At 64.2% G+C, this 21,666-nt stretch carries 20 protein-coding genes and 2 pseudogenes; 9 read left to right on the top strand and 13 right to left on the bottom strand.

Annotation, left to right across the window (positions count from 1 at the left end; genetic code table 11):
* Positions 1-77: 77 nt before the first annotated feature.
* From DFO45_RS01790 to DFO45_RS01835, 10 genes are all read right to left on the bottom strand, one after another.
* A complete protein-coding gene (locus tag DFO45_RS01790) occupies positions 78-887 on the bottom strand; it encodes an enoyl-CoA hydratase/isomerase family protein (protein WP_133863522.1) in 810 nt (269 codons plus the stop codon).
* A gap of 41 nt (positions 888-928) precedes the next feature.
* On the bottom strand, positions 929-1,873 hold the full coding sequence (locus DFO45_RS01795) for an FAD-binding protein (protein WP_133863523.1): 945 nt from the start codon (positions 1,871-1,873) through the stop codon (positions 929-931).
* Positions 1,873-2,619 (bottom strand): electron transfer flavoprotein subunit beta/FixA family protein, encoded by a 747-nt coding sequence (locus DFO45_RS01800; protein WP_133863524.1) that lies wholly within the window; start codon positions 2,617-2,619, stop codon positions 1,873-1,875. Before DFO45_RS01800 ends, DFO45_RS01795 begins: the two co-directional genes overlap by 1 nt.
* Before the next feature lie 73 nt (positions 2,620-2,692).
* Entirely contained in the window at positions 2,693-3,547 is an 855-nt protein-coding gene (locus DFO45_RS01805) for an SDR family oxidoreductase (RefSeq protein WP_133863525.1), read from the bottom strand.
* Between the two features lie 5 nt (positions 3,548-3,552).
* Positions 3,553-4,710 (bottom strand): acyl-CoA dehydrogenase family protein, encoded by a 1,158-nt coding sequence (locus DFO45_RS01810; protein ID WP_133863526.1) that lies wholly within the window; start codon positions 4,708-4,710, stop codon positions 3,553-3,555.
* A 24-nt stretch (positions 4,711-4,734) separates the two neighbouring features.
* A complete protein-coding gene (locus DFO45_RS01815) occupies positions 4,735-5,934 on the bottom strand; it encodes an acyl-CoA dehydrogenase family protein (RefSeq protein WP_133863837.1) in 1,200 nt (399 codons plus the stop codon).
* Between the two features lie 209 nt (positions 5,935-6,143).
* Positions 6,144-6,923 (bottom strand): IclR family transcriptional regulator, encoded by a 780-nt coding sequence (locus DFO45_RS01820; RefSeq protein WP_133863527.1) that lies wholly within the window; start codon positions 6,921-6,923, stop codon positions 6,144-6,146.
* 159 nt (positions 6,924-7,082) lie between these two features.
* Positions 7,083-8,309: a CoA transferase gene (locus tag DFO45_RS01825; RefSeq protein WP_133863838.1), complete on the bottom strand. Its 1,227-nt coding sequence runs from the start codon at positions 8,307-8,309 to the stop codon at positions 7,083-7,085.
* Complete coding sequence (locus tag DFO45_RS01830; protein WP_133863528.1) at positions 8,309-8,788, bottom strand: MaoC family dehydratase N-terminal domain-containing protein; 480 nt, start codon at positions 8,786-8,788, stop codon at positions 8,309-8,311. Before DFO45_RS01830 ends, DFO45_RS01825 begins: the two co-directional genes overlap by 1 nt.
* 32 nt (positions 8,789-8,820) lie before the next feature.
* Positions 8,821-9,951, bottom strand: a complete 1,131-nt coding sequence (locus DFO45_RS01835; protein ID WP_245517924.1) for an acyl-CoA dehydrogenase family protein — start codon at positions 9,949-9,951, stop codon at positions 8,821-8,823.
* 384 nt (positions 9,952-10,335) lie between these two features.
* On the opposite strand from DFO45_RS01835, the gene DFO45_RS01840 reads away from it, so the two are divergent.
* The 6 genes from DFO45_RS01840 (at position 10,336) to DFO45_RS01865 (ending at position 16,655) form a co-directional block, all read left to right on the top strand.
* On the top strand, positions 10,336-11,106 hold the full coding sequence (locus tag DFO45_RS01840) for an enoyl-CoA hydratase-related protein (RefSeq protein ID WP_133863530.1): 771 nt from the start codon (positions 10,336-10,338) through the stop codon (positions 11,104-11,106).
* 118 nt (positions 11,107-11,224) lie between these two features.
* The gene (locus DFO45_RS01845) at positions 11,225-12,427 is read left to right on the top strand and encodes an acetyl-CoA C-acetyltransferase (protein WP_133863531.1); all 1,203 of its coding nucleotides are present in this window, start codon (positions 11,225-11,227) and stop codon (positions 12,425-12,427) included.
* Between the two features lie 18 nt (positions 12,428-12,445).
* On the top strand, positions 12,446-13,726 hold the full coding sequence (locus DFO45_RS01850; protein ID WP_133863532.1) for an acetyl-CoA hydrolase/transferase C-terminal domain-containing protein: 1,281 nt from the start codon (positions 12,446-12,448) through the stop codon (positions 13,724-13,726).
* Between the two features lie 235 nt (positions 13,727-13,961).
* The gene (locus tag DFO45_RS01855; protein ID WP_133863533.1) at positions 13,962-15,185 is read left to right on the top strand and encodes an ABC transporter substrate-binding protein; all 1,224 of its coding nucleotides are present in this window, start codon (positions 13,962-13,964) and stop codon (positions 15,183-15,185) included.
* Between the two features lie 85 nt (positions 15,186-15,270).
* Entirely contained in the window at positions 15,271-16,041 is a 771-nt protein-coding gene (locus tag DFO45_RS01860; protein ID WP_133863534.1) for an SDR family oxidoreductase, read from the top strand.
* Between the two features lie 146 nt (positions 16,042-16,187).
* A complete protein-coding gene (locus DFO45_RS01865; protein WP_133863535.1) occupies positions 16,188-16,655 on the top strand; it encodes a biotin/lipoyl-containing protein in 468 nt (155 codons plus the stop codon).
* A 167-nt stretch (positions 16,656-16,822) separates the two neighbouring features.
* Here DFO45_RS01865 and DFO45_RS01870 read toward each other — a convergent pair whose 3' ends face one another.
* Both DFO45_RS01870 and DFO45_RS01875 read right to left on the bottom strand, forming a co-directional pair.
* Positions 16,823-17,491, bottom strand: a complete 669-nt coding sequence (locus DFO45_RS01870; RefSeq protein ID WP_133863536.1) for a TetR/AcrR family transcriptional regulator — start codon at positions 17,489-17,491, stop codon at positions 16,823-16,825.
* A 195-nt stretch (positions 17,492-17,686) separates the two neighbouring features.
* Positions 17,687-19,021 carry an IS1182 family transposase gene (locus tag DFO45_RS01875; protein WP_133863537.1) on the bottom strand — a complete coding sequence of 445 codons (1,335 nt, stop codon included), beginning with the start codon at positions 19,019-19,021 and terminating at the stop codon, positions 17,687-17,689.
* Positions 19,022-19,138: 117 nt separating this feature from the next.
* Between DFO45_RS01875 and DFO45_RS01880 the strand changes: the two are divergent.
* Positions 19,139-19,404: pseudogene (locus DFO45_RS01880) on the top strand (IS481 family transposase); the annotation flags it as partial.
* Here the strand turns inward: DFO45_RS01880 and DFO45_RS01885 are convergent.
* The gene (locus tag DFO45_RS01885; RefSeq protein ID WP_245517947.1) at positions 19,330-19,605 is read right to left on the bottom strand and encodes a hypothetical protein; all 276 of its coding nucleotides are present in this window, start codon (positions 19,603-19,605) and stop codon (positions 19,330-19,332) included. The pseudogene DFO45_RS01880 and the gene DFO45_RS01885 overlap by 75 nt on opposite strands.
* A gap of 80 nt (positions 19,606-19,685) precedes the next feature.
* On the opposite strand from DFO45_RS01885, the pseudogene traG reads away from it, so the two are divergent.
* Positions 19,686-21,143 (top strand): annotated as a pseudogene (gene traG, locus DFO45_RS01890) (IncP-type conjugal transfer protein TraG); the annotation flags it as partial.
* Positions 21,144-21,148: 5 nt separating this feature from the next.
* Positions 21,149-21,595 carry a CopG family transcriptional regulator gene (locus DFO45_RS01895; RefSeq protein ID WP_133863538.1) on the top strand — a complete coding sequence of 149 codons (447 nt, stop codon included), beginning with the start codon at positions 21,149-21,151 and terminating at the stop codon, positions 21,593-21,595.
* Positions 21,596-21,666: the final 71 nt, after the last annotated feature.

Raw genomic sequence — 21,666 nt, forward strand, 5'->3', positions numbered from 1 at the left:
TCAAAAGAGAACGGGGCCTACCCGAAGGTAGGCCCCGTTCAACTGCCTCTGCGTCTGTTCTTCGGCGTGAGGTACGTTCAGAGTGGGGACGTCTTCGGGAACTCCGGAGCGCGCTTTTCCTTGAACGAGGCAAGGCCGGCCGCCACATCGGGGCCGGTGAAGCCCAGGAACTCCAGCGCGAGCGAGGCGTCGAACGTCGGACCGGCCTGCCGCAGCCAATTGTTCAGCGAATACTTGGTCCAGCGAATGGCACTCTGCGCGCCTGTCGCCAGGCGCGTGGCGATCTCGATCGCCTTCTGGTCCAGCTCCTCGTCCTCGACGGCCAATGACACCAGGCCGATCCGTTCCGCCTCCTCGCCGGAGAGCGGATCACAGAGCAGCAGATAGTATTTCGCCTTGGCCATGCCGCAGAGCAGCGGCCACACAATGGCGGCGTGATCGCCGGCGGCGACGCCGAGCCGCGTATGGCCGTCGATGATCTTCGCCTTCTTCGAGGCGATGGAGATGTCGGCCAGCATCCCGCACACTAGGCCGGCACCCACCGCCGGGCCACGCATCGCGCTGACGATTGGCTTCGAACAGTTGATCACATTGTAGACGATGTCCTTCGCCTCCTTCCAGTTGCGGGCGCGAGTCTCGAAATCATTCATGATGCCGTCGATCATCTCGAAGTCGCCGCCGGCGGAGAACGCCTTACCGGCGCCGGTGATAATCACGGCGTTGACCTCCGGATCGGCGTCGATGTCCCGCCAAATCGTGCCGAGCTCGCCATGCATCCGCTGGTCGGCCGAGTTGAGGCTGGCCGGGTTGTTCATGGTGACGCGCAGGACGCGGTCAGCCGGGAAATCAATCTTGAGCCGCTGGTAGGCATCGTAACGGGAGGTCATCTGCTGATCCTTCGAACTGTTTCCGGAGAGGTGAGGGCGGGTCAACGCCCGAGCTTGCCAAGCTCGGCTTCGAGCTCGGGCAGGAGCGTGAAGAGATCACCCACAAGGCCGAAGTCGGCGACCTGGAAGATCGGCGCCTCTTCATCCTTGTTGATCGCGACGATGACTTTCGAGTCCTTCATGCCAGCGAGATGCTGGATGGCGCCCGAAATGCCGACGGCGATGTAGAGGTCCGGCGCCACCACCTTGCCGGTCTGGCCGACCTGGAGGTCGTTGGGGGCGTAGCCTGCATCCACGGCCGCGCGCGAGGCGCCCACCGCCGCGCCCAGCTTGTCCGCCACGGGGGAGACGTATGTGCTGAAATTCTCTGCCGACCCGAGGGCGCGGCCGCCGGAGATGATGATCTTGGCCGCGGCGAGCTCGGGCCTGTCCGACTTCGACAGCTCTTCGCTGGCCACCCGCGAGATGCCGGGATCGTTGGCTGGGCCGATAGCCTCGATCGGCGCATGCCCGCCCTCCGCTACCGGGGGGAAGGCCGCGATGCGGATCGTGAGGACCTTCTTGGCATCGCGCGAGCGTACGGTCTGGATTGCGTTGCCCGCATAAATCGGGCGCTCGAATGTGTCGGGGGACACCACCTTAATCACGTCGGAGACCTGCATGACGTCCAGCAGCGCGGCTACGCGGGGGAGCACGTTCTTGCCCGAGGCCGTGGCAGGGGCGACGATGGCGTCATAGTTCTCAGCTAGGCCGACGATGAGACCCGCGAGGGGCTCCGCCAACGGGCGAGCGAATGTGGCTCCTTCCGCCAGCAATACCTTCTCCACGCCCACGAGGCGCGCTGCGGCATCGGCGACCGGCCGTGCATTCTCGCCCGCCACCAGGATGTGGACGGGCGCGGTCAGGGCTTTGGCGGCGGACAGGGCCTTGGCGGTGGCCTCGTTGAGGGAAGCGTTGTTGTGTTCGGCAATCAGCAGGGTCGTCATCACAGCGCTCCAACGGATTTGAGCTTGGACAGCAGTTCCGGGACGGAGCCCACCTTCTCGCCCGCGCTGCGACCTGAGGGGTCCGCGGTTCTGACAAGCTCCAATCGCGGCGCCAGGTCGACGCCCATGGCGGAGCCATCCCGCTCCTCGAGCGGCTTCTTCTTGGCCTTCATGATATTGGGCAGAGAGGCGTAGCGCGGCTCGTTCAGGCGCAGATCGGTGGTGATGATCGCCGGAATATTGAGCGCAACGGTCTGCAGGCCGCCGTCGATTTCGCGCGTGACCTCGATGGTGTCCGCTGCGAGCGTAACCTTTGAGGCGAAGGTGCCCTGCGACCAGCCCAGCAGAGCTGCCAGCATCTGGCCTGTCTGGTTGCAGTCGTCGTCGATGGCCTGCTTGCCGAGGATGACCAGTTGCGGGTGCTCTTCCTCGACGATTGCTTTAAGCAGTTTCGCGACGGCGAGCGGTTCGGGGCTTTCGGCCACCTTGATTAGTATGGCGCGATCGGCGCCCATTGCGAGCCCGGTCCGAAGGGTCTCGACCGCCTGGGCGGGACCGATCGAAACCACCACCACCTCATCGGCCTTTCCGGCTTCCTTGAGCCGGATGGCCTCCTCGATGGCGATTTCGTCGAATGGGTTCATCGACATCTTGACGTTGGCCAGGTCGACGCCCGACCCGTCGCTCTTCACGCGAACCTTGACGTTGTAATCGACCACCCGCTTCACCGGGACGAGGATCTTCATACGGCACTCCAATTGCTACCTGTAGGTGGGGCGTTCTCCTGCCGCGATGCGCGGGGGCAGGAGAGGGGAAGGTTCAGGACGAGGCGCGGCTCCCGGCCTTGAAATTCTCCCAGCGCTGGGGCGTCCATTCGAACAGCCCCATGACGCCGCTGCCGCCGCCGTTCTGGAGATCCCGTCCGCCGTCCATGGTGATGCAGTCGCCGTTGATGTACGCGGCCTGATCCGACAGGAGGTATGCGACGAGATTTGCCAGTTCCTCGTGGTCGCCCGTGCGGCGCAGCGGAACTTCCATTTCCTCGGCGGTCAGCTTGGAACCCTCGGGATAGAGCTGCCCCCATGCCGCTTTCGTCGGGAAAAGGCCCGGGGAGACCGAAACGGTGCGGATGCCATAATGCCCCCATTCGACGGCGAGGCTACGCATGGCTGCGAGCACGCCCGCCTTTGCCGCAGCGGATGGCACGGTGAAGGCGCGGCCCGAGTTGGCCGCGGCGGAGACGATGCTCAGGATCGTCCCCTTCCGTTGATCGGCGATCCACCGCTTTCCTGCCGCGACCGAGCAGTAGAGGGAGCCGTGCAGGACGATGTCGAGCACGGAGTCTATGGCACGCGGGGACAACGTCTCGGTGCGAGCGATGAAGTTGCCGGCGGCGTTGTTGATCAACGCATCGATCGGCCCCTCGTCCCAGATGCGGTTGAACATCTCGTCGATAGCGGCGCCATCGCGGACATCACACACCGCGGCCGCTACCTTGACGCCGCTGGCGGCCCGGAATTCCGCGGCGGTGGCTTCGAGAACCTCGGACCGGCGGCCGCATATCACCAGGTCGGCACCGAGTTGGGCGAGCTTGGCGCCGAAGCTCTTACCAAGGCCGGTGCCGCCGCCGGTGATCAGGATCTTCTTGCCCTTGAGCAGGTCGCTTACGAACATGGGAGCTATCCAATCGTGGTGGGAAGACGGCCTTCGAGGCCACCGCTACGGTCGAGAACATTCATGTGATGGAACGTGTCGCCGAACATGCGTTCGAGCATCGTCGTGCGCTTGAAGCGCTGGCCCACGGAGCATTCCTCCGTCACGCCGATGCCGCCATGCAGCTGAACCGCCTGCTGACCGACAAAGCGCAGGGATGTATTGATCTGGACCTTCGCCGCGGAGAGCGACCGCGTCCGGTCCAGATCGTCTGGTGACGACGCGCGCATCGCCGCGAGGAGAGCCATGCTTCTGGCCTGCTCCAGGGCCACGTACATCTCGGCTGAGCGGTGCTGGAGCGCCTGGAAGCGGCTGAGCGGACCGCCAAACTGACTGCGGGTCTTGATGTAGGACACCGTCTCCCAAAGCATGGCATCCATCAGGCCCACCGCTTCCCCGCAGACGGCGGCTGTGGCCTCTGCCTCCGCCGCGGAGATAGCGGCAAGCGCGGCATCGCCCTCCAGCAGCAGGTCATTGGCGGGAACGATGACGTCGTCCAGGTCGATGACGGTCCATTCCGACCCGTCGAATGTGGGAATGCAGCTCAGCCGCACGCCGGCTTTCCCTGTTTCGACGAGGTGCAGGGCGACCGCGTCGGAGGCTTCCAGGCGTGCGCTGACGATGACCATGTCCGGCTGCAGCCCGCCGGTAGCGATCAGCTTGCGCCCGGTCAGACTGACCTCCCTTCCGTGCCGCCGGGCGGTGGTCCGGGGAAGTGCAGTTCCATACCTGCTGTCCTCCTCATCGTGGGCGAAGCCGACGACAAGCTGCCCCTTGATGATGCCGCTGACCCGCTCTTGCAGATGTGGAGAGGCCTCGGACCTGTTCAGCACGGCTGCCGGCTGGATGGCGCAGGCGACATAGGGTTCGCGCGCAAGATGCTTGCCGCAGGTCTCCATGATGATCTGGGCGTCCACAGACGCGCCGCCCAGCCCGTCCAGATCCTGTGAGAACGGCAGGCCCAAGAGGCCCAGGTCCGCATAGGCGCGCCAGTTCGCGCGGCGACGGTTGTGAAGCTCCGACGGCGAGAGCGTTGCGCGCGGGGCGTGGGTGTAGAGCTGGCCCAGCATCCGATCGGCGCTGTCCCGCAGCAGGTCCTGCTCGGTGGAATATTCCATGTCCATGGATCGGTATCCGGCTTCAGCGGCCTAGAGGCCCAGGATCGTCTTGGCGATAATGTTTTTCTGAACCTCGCTGGCCCCGCCGTAGATCGAGGCAGCCCGAGAGCTCAGATAGACGGAGGCGGCCCCATCGGCATCGACGAATGGACTGTCGATGGCAGAGGCTCCGGCGGGGAAGTGGCCGCCCGCAGGCGCGGCGAGGGGGCCTGCGGCATCGAGGGCGAGCTGAGCGCTCGCCTGCTGGGTTTCCGCGCCCCGCAACTTCAGGATCGAGGACGCGGGATCGGGATGGCCATCGTTGCGCTTCCTCTGGCGATCGATGATGCGCATCGCCGTGATCTCCAGCGCCTTCAGCTCGATCTCGGCTTCGATGATCTTCTTGCGAAACGACGCATCCTGAAGGAGGGAGGGCTCATGCCCGGTCGATGTCCCTGCCAGTTCCACGGCCCGCGTCAGGCGGCTCTGGGACAGGCCCACGCGCGCGATTCCGGTTCGTTCATTGCCCAGCAGGAACTTTGCGTAGTCCCAGCCCTTGTTCTCCGCCCCGATGCGATTGGCGAGAGGCACCCGCACGTCGTCGAGGAACACCTCGTTGGTGTGATGATGCCCGTCGATGGTGATGATCGGGCGCACGGTGATGCCCGGCGTCTTCATGTCGATCAGGACGAAGGAAATCCCCTCCTGCTTCTTCGCGCTCGGATCGGTGCGGACGAGGCAGAACATCCAATCAGCCACGTGTGCGGTGGAGGTCCAGGTCTTCTGTCCGTTGATCACATACTCATCACCATCGCGCCGGGCGGTGGTGCGGAGTGAGGCAAGGTCCGATCCGGCGCCGGGTTCGGAGAACCCCTGGCAGAACCAGTAGTCCAGACTGCGGATCTTCGGGAGAAAGTGCGCCTTCTGTGCTTCGGAGCCAAAGGTGTAGATCACCGGCCCAACCATGTTGATGTTGAAGGACAGAGGCTCCGGCGTCGGAACACGGAGGAGTTCCTCCATGAAGATGTAGCGCTGCACCGCCGTCCAGCCGGGGCCACCATACTCCTTCGGCCAATGGGAGGCGGCCCACCCCCGGGCATCCAGAATGCGGTGCCAGGTTACGACGTCTGCCTTTTCGAAATAGGGAACCCGGCCGGCCTTCGCGCGAATATCGGCGGGCAGGTTCTCGCGGATGAAGCCACGCACCTCATCGCGGAACGCTAGCTCCTCTTGGGAAAATGTAAGATCCAATTTGGCGGCCTCCCGACGGAAACGGCTTCTGACGGCCATGGAAGTGGCTTCCGTTTTGTCGGGCAGACCTCGCTCTGCCAAGAGACAGAGGGCGTTGGGGCGGCAAGCAACACATGCATGCTCGTTGCGGCGCACGGGCGATATGGCAGCCGCCAGCCGCCGCCGTGCCGCGGTACGGCTCGGATCGGATGTGTGGCGTGGGAAGGCCGCTAGGCGACGGCCTCGGCCGGCCGATAGCCGAGCGCTTCGGAGGCCCGCGAAGATGCTCGGATGAGCTCCCGACGGAGCGCTGCTCGATTTTGCTCCAGGCGTCCGGAAGGGGCGGCCACCGTAATCGCCGCCGCTAACGTGTGATCCGCCCCCCAAATCGGAGCAGCCAGGCCGGCCGCACCTTCGACAGCTTGATCCGAGCTGTATGCGATGCCGGTCTTGGCAATGTCGGCCAGGATCAACCTCAGCTTGGCGCGGTCCGTGACGGTGTGGGGTGTGTAGGCGCGGAACTCCACCCGCTGCAGGTAGCTTTCGCGCCAGCTTTCTGGCTGAAAGGCCAGCAAAAGACGCCCGGCTGCGGAGCAGTAGAGCGGCCGTGTCACCCCGGTCGGTACCGTGTAGCGAACCGATTGTGGGCTCTCGATGACGTCGACATAGACCGTCAGGTCGGTCGCGTGGTCGATCGTCGCGACAATGACCGTTTCGCGCGTGGCGTCCGCGAGTTCATGGGCGTGTTGGCGAATGACCGCCGGCTGCTTGCGGGCGGCCAGGATGTCTGCCGCCAGATTGTAGATGCGCGAGCCGAGCGAATAGACGCCATTTCCGCAGACCAGATAGTCCTGGGCCACTAATGGGCGCAGCATATTTAGAAGGCTGCTCTTCGGGCAGTCCAGCGTCGCGCTAAGCTTGGCCAAGGTCATCCCATTAGGGGAGTCAGATATAGCTTTAAAAATGCCAAGCATCCGTAGCGTAGATTTGGGCGCGCTTGCGATGACCATGCTCTCAATCCGCCGCGATCTGGACTAGATGGCCAGCCCTCTAGCAGGAAGTGCTATCGGTTCATTTTTTAACGCACAACCTTTATGCCGGCAAGGCAAAGAATAAAAGCGTGGCGTGTATCACGACACGCCACGAGTTGGGGTCGGATCTCCCGTCGGCTAGATGACGCCCTTCGCGCGCAAGGTGCCCCGCGCGGTTTTATCGTAGCCGTAACGATCTAGAATCTCGTCCGTGTGTTGGCCCATGAGGGGCGGCGCACCATAGCGATCTATCGGCGTCTCCGAGAAGTGGAGCGGACTGCCCACCAGCGGCGTGCGGCCGTTGTAGGGATGATCAACCTCGATCTTCAGGCCGCGCTCGACGATGTGCGGATCGGAAAAGACCTGTTCGAAATTATAGATCGGGCCGGACGGTACACCAGCCTCCTCCAGGATCGGGAGCCAATGCGATACCGGCTTCTCCATGAGGATCGCCTCAAGCTCGGCAGAGAGCGCCACACGGTTGGCAATACGCTCCAGACCATTGCTGAAACGGGGATCTGTCGCCTTCTCAGGATGTCCGATCGCACGGCACATGCGATTATACTGCATGTCGTTGCCGCACGTGAGCATGATGGCACCGTCCTGGCAGCGGAACATTTGCGAGGGAACGCCTCCATTTCCCTGGGTCCCCCGTCTGAATGGGGGGACGCCTGACGTGAGGTAGATCTGGACGTAGTGGGACAGTGCCGCCACCATGGACTCGAACAGCGACAGATCCACGTGCTGACCGGTCCCGCCGTTGCTGTCGCGATCATGCAGCGCGGCGAGGATACCGATGACAGCGTTCAGCCCGGTGACGATATCGGCGATAGAGGGCCCCATTTTCATGGGACCGCCCCCGGGTTCCCCATCAGGAATTCCGGTGACGCTCATCAGGCCACTCATGCCCTGGAAGATCGCATCGTAGCCCGGTCGCTTGGCGTAGGGCCCGGTTTGCCCGAAGCCCGTGACCGAGCAATAAATGAGGCGGGGGTTGACCTCCCGCATCGAGGCGTAGTCGAGGCCGTATCTGGCGAGGTCTCCCACCTTGTAGTTTTCCAACAGCACGTCGCAATCCCGGGCGATGGTGCGGATGATCTCCTGCCCCTCGGGTTTCGAGATGTCGGCGGTGATGGAAAGCTTGCCGCGGTTGCAGCTGAGGTGGAAGAAATTCTCGCTGGTCGGTTTCCCATCCTCGTCGTGCAGATAGGGCGGGCCATAAAGGCGGGCATCGTCCCCCCTGCCGGCCCGCTCGACCTTGATCACCTCCGCCCCCAGGTCGGCGAGATATTGCGCTGCCCAGGGGCCGGCCAGGATGCGCGACAGGTCGAGCACCCTGACGTTGGAAAGTGGCAGGCGCCCCATCACGCGGCCTGCTCAGCACCGTTCGTGCGCGCCTTCACCATGCGAACCGGCGTGTAGACCATTACCACATCGCCGCGCTGGTTCTTGACCACGTTTCGGGTGCGGACGATGCCGCGGTTCGGGCGACTGGCCGAGCGACGGGCCTCAATGACCTCCACCTCGACATAAATGGTGTCGCCGGCAATCGTGGGGCCCTTGATATGCAGGTCCATCTCCAGGAAGGCGAAGCCGGTGTGCTGCATCGAGGACTGGGTCAGGAGACCTTCCATGAAGGTAAACACCAGCGCTCCCGGCGCGACCCGGCCCTTGATATCGGACTCGTGGGCCTGGAACTCGTGGTTGGTGAACAGCACCTCGGTCATGCCGGTGCAGGTCACGAAGTTGATGATGTCGGTCTCGGTGATGGTGCGCCCGATCGTCTTGAAGCTGCGACCGATCGTGAGGTCCTCGAAAAAGAGGCCAAGGCCCAGGGTTTGCATGTTTCCTCTCCTTTGGAAATGCGGGTGTGCGATCAGCCCAGGATGTTGCGGGCGATGATGTTGCGTTGGATCTGATTGGTGCCCTCGATGATCTGGAGCACCTTGGCGTCGCGGAAGTAACGGTTGATCGGGTATTCATTCGACACGCCGGCAGCACCGAACAGCTGAACCGCATCCGTCGCGACTTTCATCGCTGTATCGGTCGCATGGCATTTGGAGACGGCGGAGAGATGGGCTTGCGCCTGTCCCTTGAGCCCCAAGTCCACGCCCTTGGCGGCCTCGTAGACGAGGTTGCGGGCGGCGCGGGTCTGGATTTCCATGTCCGCGATCATCCAGCGCACGCCTTGGAAATCGGAGATGGCTTGGCCGAACGCCCGCCGGGACTTGATGAATTCCACCGTGTGGTCGATGGCCCCCTGCGCGAGACCGACGCCGCGCGCGCCGATGATGGGTCGGGAATCGTTCAGGGCCGCCATCGCCACCCGGAAGCCGGTCTGCTCATCCCCGAGGATCGAATCTGCGGGAAGATAGACGTTGTCGAAGAATAGGGCGTGGGAGGGAATGCCACGGGCGCCGATCTTCTCTTCCTTCTTGCCGACCTCGAACCCCGGCGTGCCCTTTTCGACGATGAAGAGGTTGATCTTGCCCCGCTGGTCGTCCTCGCCGGTGCGTGCGGCCACGAGGACGAAATCCGCCATGCCGGCGTTGGTGCACCAGATCTTGGAACCGTTGAGCCGCCACCCATCACCTTCACGGCGGGCGCGGGTGCGGATACCTGCGAGGTCCGAACCACTTTGGGGCTCGGTGAGCGAGAGTGCGGAGCGCAGGTCGCCTGAAGCCAGGCCCGGAAGATATTTCTGCTTCTGCTCGGGCGTGCCGCCGGCAAGTATCGCGCCGATGGGAACCCACTGCACCACGAGCAAGTAGGCTGTATTGTAGCAAATGCGCCCGAGTTCTTCGACCGCCACGCAGGCGGAAAGCATGCTTCCGCTTCCGCCGTACTCGGGTGGGAAGGGCAGGGTGAAGAGGCCGAGCTCCTTGATCAACTCGAACATATCGTGCGGGTATTCGGCCGTCAGATCGATCTCCTGGGCCCGACTGGCCACGCGTTCCCGCGCCACACGCCTCACCAGTTCCTGAACCAGCAACTGGTCCTCGTCCAACCAAGCGTCCACGGCAAGCCTCCCAACCACGCCGGCGTGCCGGCGATCCAGATTCTCGGTGCCGCCCGTTCCGATGGGGAGCGGCAGCAATCCGGAGGTGTCGAAATTGCTTAGCTAAGACCCGGTCGGTGAACCACGGCGCCCGGCTATTCAGCGCATATGTGGCGTTTTCGCCGGAGCCGATCAGAGACGGGAAAGCCATGCTAGGCGTAGCCATCGTCGCCCCCCGGACGAGAGCTAGACGCGTTGACGATTGCAGCCGCAAGGATGCTCGTCGAATGACCTGTTTGGCCAAGAGCGGCCTGGAGCGCGCCCCCGTTCGATCCCGGTCGTGATCCGCAGAGCGGGCTCGGACGGTGAAGCCATCAATCGGAAGATGCGTTAATGAGCGTCAGAATATCCTACGAGGACGCGGTTGCCGTAGTGACCCTTGACCGTGTCGAGGCGCTGAACGCCCTGAATGAAGAGCTGATCAGTCAGATCGGCGATGCAATCGACGAGGTTGCGCGGTCACGGGCGCGCGCCGTCGTCTTCGTCGGCGAAGGACGCAAGGCGTTCTGCGCGGGTGCGGACATCAAGGAAATCCAGCGGCGCAGCCCGGAGGAGATGCGGCGGGCGGTGGCGTTTGGGCAGGGCACGTTCGCCAAGCTGGATACGCTCGCCATCCCGTCCATCGCAGTCCTTCAGGGGTTCACGCTGGGGGGAGGGCTGGAACTGGCGCTGGCCTGCACCTTTCGTGTGGCCTTCGGCGACATCAAAATTGGACTGCCGGAAATCAAGCTCGGCCTTATTCCCGGATACGGCGGCACCCAAAGGCTGCCCCGCATCGTCGGGCCAGCGCGCGCACTCGAGATCATTCTTTCTGGGCGCATGATCCACACCGAGGAAGCCGAGCGCATCGGGCTCGTTAATGCGATCGAGCAGGGGGCCGATTCGCGTGAGGTCGGCGTCCGCTATGCCCAGCAGTTCACGGAGTTCAGTGCGGGGGCGATCCTGAATGCCCGCAAGGCCGTTGCGGCTGCGAGTGAGACATCGCTCGCCGCGGGTCTCGAGATCGAGGCGGAGCTTCTGGTGGAAGCCTTCGGCGCGGAGGATGGCCGTGAAGGCATGTCCGCCTTCGTCGAGAAGCGAGCCGCCCGGTTCAACCGGAGCTGAGCGGGATCGCGCCGCGCGCGGCGCGTGAAGCTCGGCATGCCCTGGATGCGAAGGGGCCGACCGTTGGGCGGCAAGCTGATGGCGCTTCCTCCATGTTGGCGATCAAAGGAGATACCTGATGACACAGAGACGTGCGGCCATCGTCTGCCCCGTCCGTACCCCTGTTGGGCTGTTCGGCGGCGCGCTGCGAAGCGTACCCGTGGAGGTGCTCGGAACCGTGGTGGTGAAGGCCATTCTCGAGCGCACGGGAATTGATCCCGCGTTGATCGAGGATGCGGTCTTTGCTCAGTCCTATGCCAATGCCGAGACACCCTGTGTCGGCCGTTGGGTCGCGCTCAATGCGGGCCTGCCGATCGAGGTTCCGGGCATGCAGCTCGACCGGCGGTGTGGCGGCGGGCTACAGGCGATCGCGACCGCTGCCATGATGGTCACGAGCGGGGCGGCCGACGTCGTTCTCGCCGGCGGCGTTGAGAGCATGAGCAACGTGGAGCATTACACGACTGGGGTCCGGTGGGGCACGCGGTCGGGATCCCCAGGTTTGCATGATCGCCTGGATCGCGGCCGCGAGCGGTCACAGCCGGTTTGGCGGTTCGGACATATCTCCGGCATGGTCGAGACAGCGGAAAATCTGGCCAAGGCCTACGCCATCACCCGGGAGGAGGCCGACCGCCTTGCCGTTGAGAGTCACCGAAGGGCTTCCGCCGCCTGGGAGGAAGGCCGCTTCACCGAGGAGGTCATTCCGGTCGAGGTGCCTCAGCGGCGTGGCGAGCCGGTCGTCTTCGCAAAGGACGAGGGCGTGCGCCCGGATGCGAGCTTCGAGACCCTCGCCAAGCTGCGCCCGGTGATTGCCGGCGGCACGGTCACTGCCGGCAATGCCAGCCAGCAGAATGATGCGGCCTCTGCCTGCCTTGTGGTTGCCGAGGATCTTGTCGAGAAGCTCGGCCTTCAGCCGATCGGCTTTCTCGTGGGGTGGGCCGCTGCCGGATGCGAGCCGGCGGCCATGGGCATTGGCCCGGTGCCTGCCAGCGCGCGCGTGCTTCGAAAGGCTGGCCTTTCGCTGGCGGACATGGATCTCATCGAGGTCAACGAGGCCTTCGCGGCCCAGGTTCTGGCGGTGCTGAGGAACTGGGGCTTCGAGGACACGGACCGCCTGAACGTCAACGGGTCCGGCATTTCCCTCGGGCATCCCATCGGGGCCAGCGGCGTGCGCATCATGACGACCTTGCTTCACGAGATGAAGCGGCGGGGCGCGCGATATGGCCTGGAGACCATGTGCGTCGGTGGCGGCCAAGGCATGGCCGCCGTCTTCGAACGCGCCTGAACACTGAAGAGCGGCGAGATGGCACGGATATTTGAGCTTGATCGGCTCGAATTCGCTTCGCTCATTCGGCCGGGCAGCCTGGTGTGCTGGGGGCAGGGGCCTGCGGAGCCCCTGGCCCTCACGCGTGCGCTGATGGCCCAACGGGCATCCATCGGGGGCTTCCGGGCTTTCGTGGGAATGAGCTGGGCCGATACGGTCGATGTGGAACATACGGACCATGTCCGGTTCATCTCCTACTGCGCCGCCGGGGCGAACCGGAAGTTGGCGGCGGCCGGCAAGTTGGATGTCCTGCCCGTGCATTATTCCACACTCGCCGATTTCCTCGGGCGCAGTGTGGACGTGCTCATGCTGCAGCTCTCCGCCGCCGCCGACGGCGGTTACGGGCTTTCCGTCGCCTGCGAGTATCTGGCGCCGCTGATCCCTCTGGCACGCCTGATCATTGCCGAAGTCAACGCGCAGGCGCCGCAGACAAGATGTGACATCCGTATCCATGCGGACGAGATCGACGTCCTCATCCACACCGATCGCCCTTTGCCCCATGCCAGAAATCCGCCGCCCGGTGAGGTCGAGGCGGCGATTGCCTCGCGCGTGGCGGGATATGTCGAGGATGGTGCCGTCCTTCAGGTCGGATTGGGCACGCTTCCGGACCGCGTGGCGCGTGAACTCTCCGGGCGGCGGGATCTCGGCATCCATTCCGGCCTGATCTCCGATGGTCTGGGATATCTCATCCAGCGAGGGGCGGTGACCAACGCGCGCAAGCGGGACGCAGCAGGGGTATCCATCGCCGGGCTGCTTGCCGGTGGGGCAGGGCTCATGAACCTAGCAAGCCGGAATCCGGAGATCGAGCTTCGGTCCACGGTCTACACGCATTCATTGAATGTGCTGGCAGGCATCGAGAGGTTCACCGCCATCAATTCGGCAATCGAGGTCGATCTGACCGGACAAGTGAACGCCGAGGCCGTCGCGGGCCGATATGTCGGCGCCGTCGGTGGCGCCATGGACTTTCTGCGGGGCGCGGCGCTAGCGCCCAAAGGGTTGCCGATTATCGTGTTGCCTTCCACGGCGAATGGCGGGGCGGTCAGCCGGATTGTGGCGCGCTTGGATGGCCCTGTCAGCACACCTCGGGCGGATGTCGGCCTGATCGTGACGGAGCATGGCATCGCGGACCTGAGAGGTCTGTCCATCCGGCAGCGCCAACGCAGGATGGTAGAGCTGGCAGCTCCCGCATTTCGCGAGGCATTGGAGCGGGAGGCCTCCGTCGGCCCATCCAAGCGGAAAGAAGACTGCGCGGTGCTTTAGGCCGCAACAGCGGACCTGCCTCTTCGGGCCTCATCCGGATTCGCGCATATATGTGTGTTCTTGCTCATTAACGATGGGTTGGGCGCGCAATGGGCTATCAAGTCACAAGCGTGAGCGCGGCCAATGCGCGGTGATGGTGCAGGCGAGCCCCCCACATGATGGGGTGTCCCGTTGCGATCTGCAGCGGCCCTCTCCACCCCTGCACCGACGTTCAGCATCTACATGGGGAGTGGGAATGGACAAGAAAAAATGGAGCAAAATCGCCCTTGTGTGGCTGCTGGTGACAGTAGTCAACGATGCGGCAGCCGCGCAGGTGCCGGTGAAGATCGGCGTACTTGCCGATATGTCGGGGCTCTATTCCGACATCGGCGGCAAAGGCTCTCTTGATGCGACCCGGATGGCCATCGATGATTTTCAGCGCAATACCGGCGGTAGCGCGCTCAAGATCGAAGTCATATCAGCCGACGCTCAGAACAAACCGGACGTATCCAGCAGCATCGCGCGGCAGTGGCTTGATGCCGAAGGCGTCGACGTTCTCGTTGACCTGCCCACGAGTTCGGTTTCGCTCGCCATCGCGCCCCTGGTGAGGGACAAAAACAAGGTCGCGCTCTTCACAACGTCAGGTACGTCGGAACTGACGGGAAAGGCCTGCACGCCGAATACGGTCCATTGGACGTATGATAGCTGGTCACTTGCGCACGCAACCGCTGGGACCATCACCAAGGCTGGCGGCACAACCTGGTTTTTTTTGACCGTCGACTATGCCATCGGCTACGCCCTGGAAAGTGATGCCGCCGCCGTCGTTACGAAAGCCGGCGGCAAGGTGTTGGGCTCCATTCGTCACCCGCTGGATACCAAGGATCTGTCATCCTACATTCTGCGTGCCCAATCATCCGGGGCGAAGGTCATCATGCTCGCGAATGCTGGCGGAGACCTGATCAATGCGATCAAGCAATCCTCGGAATTCGGTATCGTGGAAGGCGGGCAGAAGCTGGCCGCAATGTTGATCTTCCTCTCGGACATCCACTCTCTGGGCCTGAAGGCGGCGCAGGGCCTCCAGTTCTCGGATGCATTCTATTGGGATTTTGACGACAGCACCCGACAGTTCAGCAAGCGTTTCGCCGAGCGGAACAACGGTCGTTATCCCACGATGGCTCAAGCGGGAGCCTATTCGTCCACCCTGTCCTATCTGCGTGCGGTCGCCAAGGTCGGCTCGGCGAAGGACGGGGCAGCAGTCGTCAAGGCCATGCGTGACGAAGGCGAGTTTCAGGATCCGCTGTTCGGAAGGACGTGGGTTCGCCAAGACGGAAGAGCCGTTCATCGCATGATGCTGGTGGAGGTGAAGAAGCCATCGGAGTCGAAGGGGCCCTGGGACTATTACAAGATCCTCGACGTCATTCCTCCTGAGCGGGCGTTCAAGCCTCTCGATCAAAGCGAGTGCCCGCTGGTGCCCAGATAGGCGGGAAAGGGGAGGGCGCGTCAGCGCGCCCGACTTTCTCGAACGCGCCGTGCACTCCGAAACACTCCCGACCGAGGACGTTCCTATGCGTTTGAAGGATAAGCTTGCCGTCATAACCGCCGCCGCCTCGGGCATGGGACGTGCTGGTGTCGAACTCTTCCTCCGCGAAGGGGCGCGGGTCGTGGCGGTCGACGTCAATGCGGATGGTCTGGCCAAGCTGGCGGCCGATGTGGAGCGGTCCGGTTATGCCATCCAGACCGTGCAAGCGGACCTCTCCGTACCCAACGAGATGTCCGGTTCAATTGCGAAGTCGGCGGAACTGCTGGGTGGCATCGACATCCTGTGGGCCCATGCGGGCATTCCGGGCCCGTCGGGAGTCGAGAACCTCGATCTTGCCGCCTATGAGCGGACCATCTCGCTCAACGTGACATCAGCAACCCTGACCGCGGGTGAGGCCATCAAACATATGCGCAAGCGTGGAGGCGGGGCGATTGTCTTCACTGCTTCAACCGCCGGTTTGGTCGGCTCGATGTTCAGTCCCGTCTACTCGGCATCGAAGTTTGCTGTCGTCGGACTCACGAAATCCCTCGCACAGCGTTTCGCCGTCGACGGCGTCAGGGTGAACGTTGTTTGCCCCGGATTAGCCGAGACGCCGATGAAGGCGGGTTTCATGTCTGCGTCCGGGGATCTCGCAGAGGTCGAGGCAAACGAACGGAAGATGCTGTCGTCGGTCCCCCTTGGACGGCTCTGCAAGGCGGAAGAGGTGGCTCACGCCGCATTGTGGTTGGCTTCAGACGATGCCTCGTTCGTAACCGGCGTCGCGTTGCCCATCGACGGCGGCTACACGGCCCGCTGAACGCCGAATCCCGATCAAGGGGGGCAGGTCCCGGCCGCTCCCTTGGGTTCACCCGATGCCTCTTCAGATCTCCGTTGGCGACAGCATCGGCGGCACCATCCCTGATCATGCCTGCATGTGGACGTCTACACTCGAGAAGCTTGACCATGAAGATGAGGACACCCCAGCTCAGCATCTCCTTGGTCCGGGAACTCGCGAGCCTTCTTTCCGGCAGCGATCTGTCGGAGATCGAGGTGCAGAACGACGAGATCCGCATCCGGGTCGCACGAACTGCCGACGCACCGCCGGTCGGCGCCGGTCAGCCGCGACGGCTTCCACCTCCGATGGCTGACCTATCGGCGACGCGAGGTGCCGGCTCGACGAAGGATCTGGTGCAGGGACGCGGTGCCCTTTTCTCCCCCACTGTCGGTACGGCCTATCGCGGCTCCGTGCCCGATGCCTTGCCGTTCGTTGAGGTGGGTACCGCTGTGGTGGAAGGGCAAACGGTCCTGATTGTCGAGACGATGAAGACGTTGAATGCCATCGCCGCACACAGGTCGGGCACCGTCACGCGCGTCCTCGTCGAGAATGGTCAGCCGGTTGAGTATGGGGAGCTGCTGCTGGTCATCGAGTAACTACGCTGAGGCGACGAAGTCCCGAGGCCGACGATGGGCGGGCCATCCTGATGCCAGCAGCTGAGAGGCCGCCCTGCGCATCCTGCGCGCGTGTGCGGAGCTAGGCATCGCCGCTGTCGCCGCACCGTGTACGGCCGATGCCGATGCCACCCGCGACATGGCCGGCGTCACTTCTGTCGGGCACGCCTGCGAGGCCGTGAGAAGGGATAGCGTCGGATCCTGATCGAGCCAGGCTCGTCATCAGAGCTATTTCCTGCCGGCGGGGTCAATATGCTTTCGATGGCCTCGACAAGAATAGCGCGTGCCTGCTCTCCTGACACGGAGGCCGTCGCCGGAATCCGAAGGAGATTCCGGCATAAACTAAAGCCCATAATCAGGGACATCGCCACAGCCGCCCGAAACTCCGCATCGTCCGCTCCCATGGTTGAGAGAGGTTCGATCCAATCCTTCTGCATCCGTTCCCCGATTAGGGGAGCCGCCGTCTGGCTCGAGGCGGATTGGACGAGGATCGACAACGGCTCGATGTTTCCCGATCGATGGGTGCTTTCGGTCGCGGCGGCCAGCATGTTGAGGCTGACCTCCCGCGCCCCGGCAGGAAAGCCACCGGCCAGCCGACTGCCGAGCTCCAGGACATCGCGGAACAGGTTTTCCTTCGAGCCGAAGCAGCGATGGACGTAGGCCACGTCGACTTCAACTTTGGCGGCGATGTCGCGGAAGCTCACCGCATCATACGACGCGCGGCTGAACAGGCCCGCAGCCGCTATCAGGATGCGCTGCTTGGTCTCTCCCTCACCTTGTACGACGATGCGCCGTCCCTGCGTTGAACGTCTCGGCATGCGTTGACCGACCTTCCGTTGGCCGCTTCCGGCCTAAAGGCAAATGTTCATCCGATGCCCGCAATGCGTCCGGATGCAAATGAACGTACGTACCCTGACAGGCTCCGCGGTCAAGCCTAGGAGCCTGTCCGAGTAAGGAGTTGGAGTGGCCGGATTGAGGGCGCGCGGCACGCGGAAGTTGAGGACGTTTCGGGCTCAGGGCGCGGCGTGAGCGAGCTTCAGGAGGTTGTGGGCGGTGCAGATCATTGCCCACTCGCCTCGAACCTGATCGAGGCCACGCAGCAGGAACTGGCGGAAGCCTCTGGCCTGCTTCATCTGCCCGAACACCGGCTCGACCACCTGTTTTCTGAGCCGGTAGCGGCTCCGCCGGCCGGCCCGCTTCAGCCGAGCCGCCATCGCGCTCATCAGGGACATCTTCGCCAGCCGCCGCCGGCCGGACGCATCCGCCGCGCCGTGACGCGCGCGGCCCGGAGCGAGGTAGCCTGCAATCCCCCGTGCCTCCAGCGCAGCCAGGTTCGCCTCGCTGGCAAAGCCGGCATCACCCGAGACCTCCCGCGGCTTGCGCCCGAGATGGGCGTGCACCCCGTCGACGAGCGGCACGAGGGCACGGGTGTCGGCTGAGTTCGTCACGAGGCGATGCGCCACGATCACCTGATGCGCGGCATCGACCGCGATCTGGCCGTTGTAGCCCTGCACGAACCCGTCGCGCGTGGGAAGGATCCGGCTGTCCGGGTCGGTGAAGTTGCGCTGCGCCCGCTCGGGCGGGCCGCCGTCCTCGCCGCGGAGCGGCCGCCCCTGCCAGCGCATGCCCGACGAGGCCCCCGGCCCGTTCTCGTCATCAGGATCGGGCGGATCGGCGGCCTCGGCTTCCAGCGCGGCCTTGGCGGCGCGGATCATCTCCAGCCGCCGCTGCTTGTCGGCCAGCCAGGCCGGCGTCTCGTCGCCGCGCCGGTCCACGCCATGAGCCCGCTCCTCGTCCGCATCGGCCACGCGCGCCCGCTCCAGCCAGGCGTCGACCTCAGCCGCCAACGCCGGCTCGCTCGTCTTCATCCGCCCATAGCTCATCGCCTTATGGCGCGAGGCGTTGGCCTTCAGCTTGGTCCCGTCCACCGCCACGTGGGCGAACTGGACCAGGCCGGCGGTCCGGCACAGCCGCAGCACCTGCACGAACAGGTCCGACAAGGCCGCGAGGTGGCGCTTGCGAAAGTCGGCGATGGTGCGGAAATCGGGTCGGTTCAGGCCGGTCACCGCCATCACGTCGACCCGTTCCTCGCAGGCGCGGGCGAGCTGGCGCGAGGAATACACACCCCGGCTGTAGCCGTAGAGGAGCAGCGCCACCATCATGCCGGGATGATAGGGCGGGTAGCCGCGCTCCTCGGTGTAGGTGTCGAGAATGGCCGAGAGGTCCAGCGCCTCCCGCACCGTGTCACGGATGAAGGGAGCCACGTGCCCGGCCGGCACGAACTCGTGCAGCGAGGGCGGCAGAAGCCAGCCCTGATCCACATCCCAGGAGCGAAACACCTTGGCCATGAGCCAAGTGAATCATCTCCAAGTCGCCCCGTCGAGGCCCTTACTCGGACAGGCTCCTAGGTGTTTGATCCCGGATTTTGATGGTGCAGTCGTTTCGCAGAGTTGGAAGGATGCGCTATGGGCCAGGTTCGTCACGGGAGCGCCACGACGACAGCGGCGCTCCGTCGGCGATACAACATAGTAAAGAGAGCCTGACGGCTCTGGCGAAGCGCTACGGTATCAGCCAGAAGACGGTCGCGAAGTGGAAGAGACTGGCCTCAGTCGCCGATCTACCGACCGGCCCGAGAGAGCCGAAGTCGAGGGTCTTGTCAGTGGAGGAGGAAGCCATCATCGTCGTCTTCCGGCGCCATACGCTGCTTCCGCTCGATGACTGCCTCTATGCCCAGTTGCTTGAGCTTGCGCCCCCATTTGGAGGAGTTGCCGAAGGCCTGTCGACGGAGCCGAGCGATCTCCAGGCGGAGCTTCTCGATGAGCAGGCGCTCCCCCGCCTGCACCCGCTCCAAGGCCAGCCGCGCCTCCCGATCCGCGAGGATTATCGCGTGGGCTGCGGCCAAATCCTGGGGCAAATCGAGAGCTTCGATCACGCCAATGATTCTGCCACAAAGCAGTGCCGAAGCATGGTTTATGTCATCCCGCCGCGGTCCGGCGCCACGTCTTCTGCGGCAAGGGCGAGAACTGGCAGCTCACCGCCGGCTTCCGCGCCCGGCATGGACGCGTGCTCCTGTTCGACCCGACCAATGCAAAGTCCGCCGCCTATAATCCGCTGCTTGAGGTGCGTCGCGGCAAATGGGAGGTGCGTGACGTCCAGAACATCGCCGACATCCTGGTGGACCCCGAAGGCTCGCTGGAAAAGTGAAACCACTGGGAGAAGACCAGCCCCGCGCTGCTCGTCGGCGCCATCCTCCACGTTCTCTATGCCGAGACGGACAAGACGCTCGCCGGCGTCGCCGCTTTTCTCTCCGATCCGAAGCGGCCTATCGAGACCACGCTCGATGCCATGATGAAAACCGCCCATCTGGGCGAGGCCGGCCCGCACCCCGTCATCGCCAGCGCCGCCCGCGAACTCCTGAACAAATCCGACAATGAGCGATCCGGTGTGCTCTCCACCGCAATGTCCTTTCTCGGCCTCTACCGTGATCCGGTGATTGCCGAGGTGACGCGGCGCTGCGACTGGCGCATCGCCGATATCGTCGGCGGTAAGGCCCCGACAACGCTCTACCTCGTGGTGCCACCTTCCGACATCAATCGCACCAAGCCGCTGATCCGCCTCCTCCTCAACCAGATCGGCCGGCGCCTCACCGAGGACCTGCAGGCAAAGGCCGGACGGCACCGACTGCTGCTCATGCTGGACGAGTTCCCGGCGCTGGGCAGGCTCGACTTCTTTGAATCGGCGCTCGCCTTCATGGCCGGCTATGGCCTGAAAGCCTTCCTCATTGCACAGTCGCTGAACCAGATCGAGAAAGCCTATGGCCCGAACAACTCCATCCTCGACAATTGCCATGTCCGCGTGAGCTTCGCGACCAACGACGAGCGCACCGCCAAGCGGGTATCCGATGCGCTCGGCACCGCCACTGAGATGAAGGCGATGAAAAACTATGCCGGGCACCGGCTCTCACCCTGGCTGGGTCATCTCATGGTGTCGCGTTCCGAGACCGCACGCCCGTTGCTCACCCCCGGCGAGGTCATGCAGCTGCCGCCCACGGACGAGATCGTCATGGTCGCCGGCACCCCGCCGATCCGGGCGAGGAAGGCTCGCTACTACGAGGACGCGCGCCTCCGGGACCGGGTCCTGCCGCCTCCAACGCCCACTCGTGGCCCGACCGTCCAACACGATGACTGGACCGCGCTGCCGTTGCCCAGACCGCAGGAGGGCACAGGCGGGAGCACCGCGGACAAAGGTCGAGACGATGACCCGACCGGGTCGGAGCACCGGCATCAGCCCGAGCTCAGCCGCATGAAGCCGGTCGAGAAAAGCCAGCTCATCGAGAATGAGTTCGAGTTCGATCTGGATCGCGACGACGAGATGGAGGACGTCGCCACCCGAAACCGGCGCATGACCGGCCTCATGCAAGGCGTCGCCCGACAGGTCAGCCTCAATCCCAATGACGGCATGGAGCTGTGATCGCCATGGCAGGCCGCACGAAGAAAGCGCAGATCTCCGTCTATCTCGAGCCCGACATCATGGACCTGCTGGCCCACTACGCCGCCCAGCGCGACCAGTCCATGTCCCTGATCGCCCAGGCCGCAATCGCCTCCTTCCTGTCGCCCGACAGCGCCGAGCGCCAGGAGGCCGCTCTTGCCCGGCGCCTCGGCCAGATCGATCGCCGTCTCTCGCGGCTGGAGCGTGACCTCGGCATCTCGACCGAGGCTTTCGCCACCTTCATCCGCTTCTGGCTCGCCACCACCCCCGCGCTGCCCGAGCCGGCCGCCCAGGCCGCCCGCGCCAAGCTCTCCGAGCGCTACACAGCCTACACCCGCGCGCTTGGCAGGCGCCTCGCCAAGGGGCCGCAGCTGCGGCAGGAGATCGGGGAGGATGTTTCTCAACTGGAGGGTGACGGAGGCCGCCGGTCGTGACGCATTCTCGGGCTTTGAGTACGTCTGCTTGTGACGAACGGACCGAGCCAAGTCGCCGAATGGGTCCGAAA

This window comes from Azorhizobium sp. AG788 (assembly GCF_004364705.1).
Lineage (GTDB): Bacteria > Pseudomonadota > Alphaproteobacteria > Rhizobiales > Xanthobacteraceae > Azorhizobium > Azorhizobium caulinodans.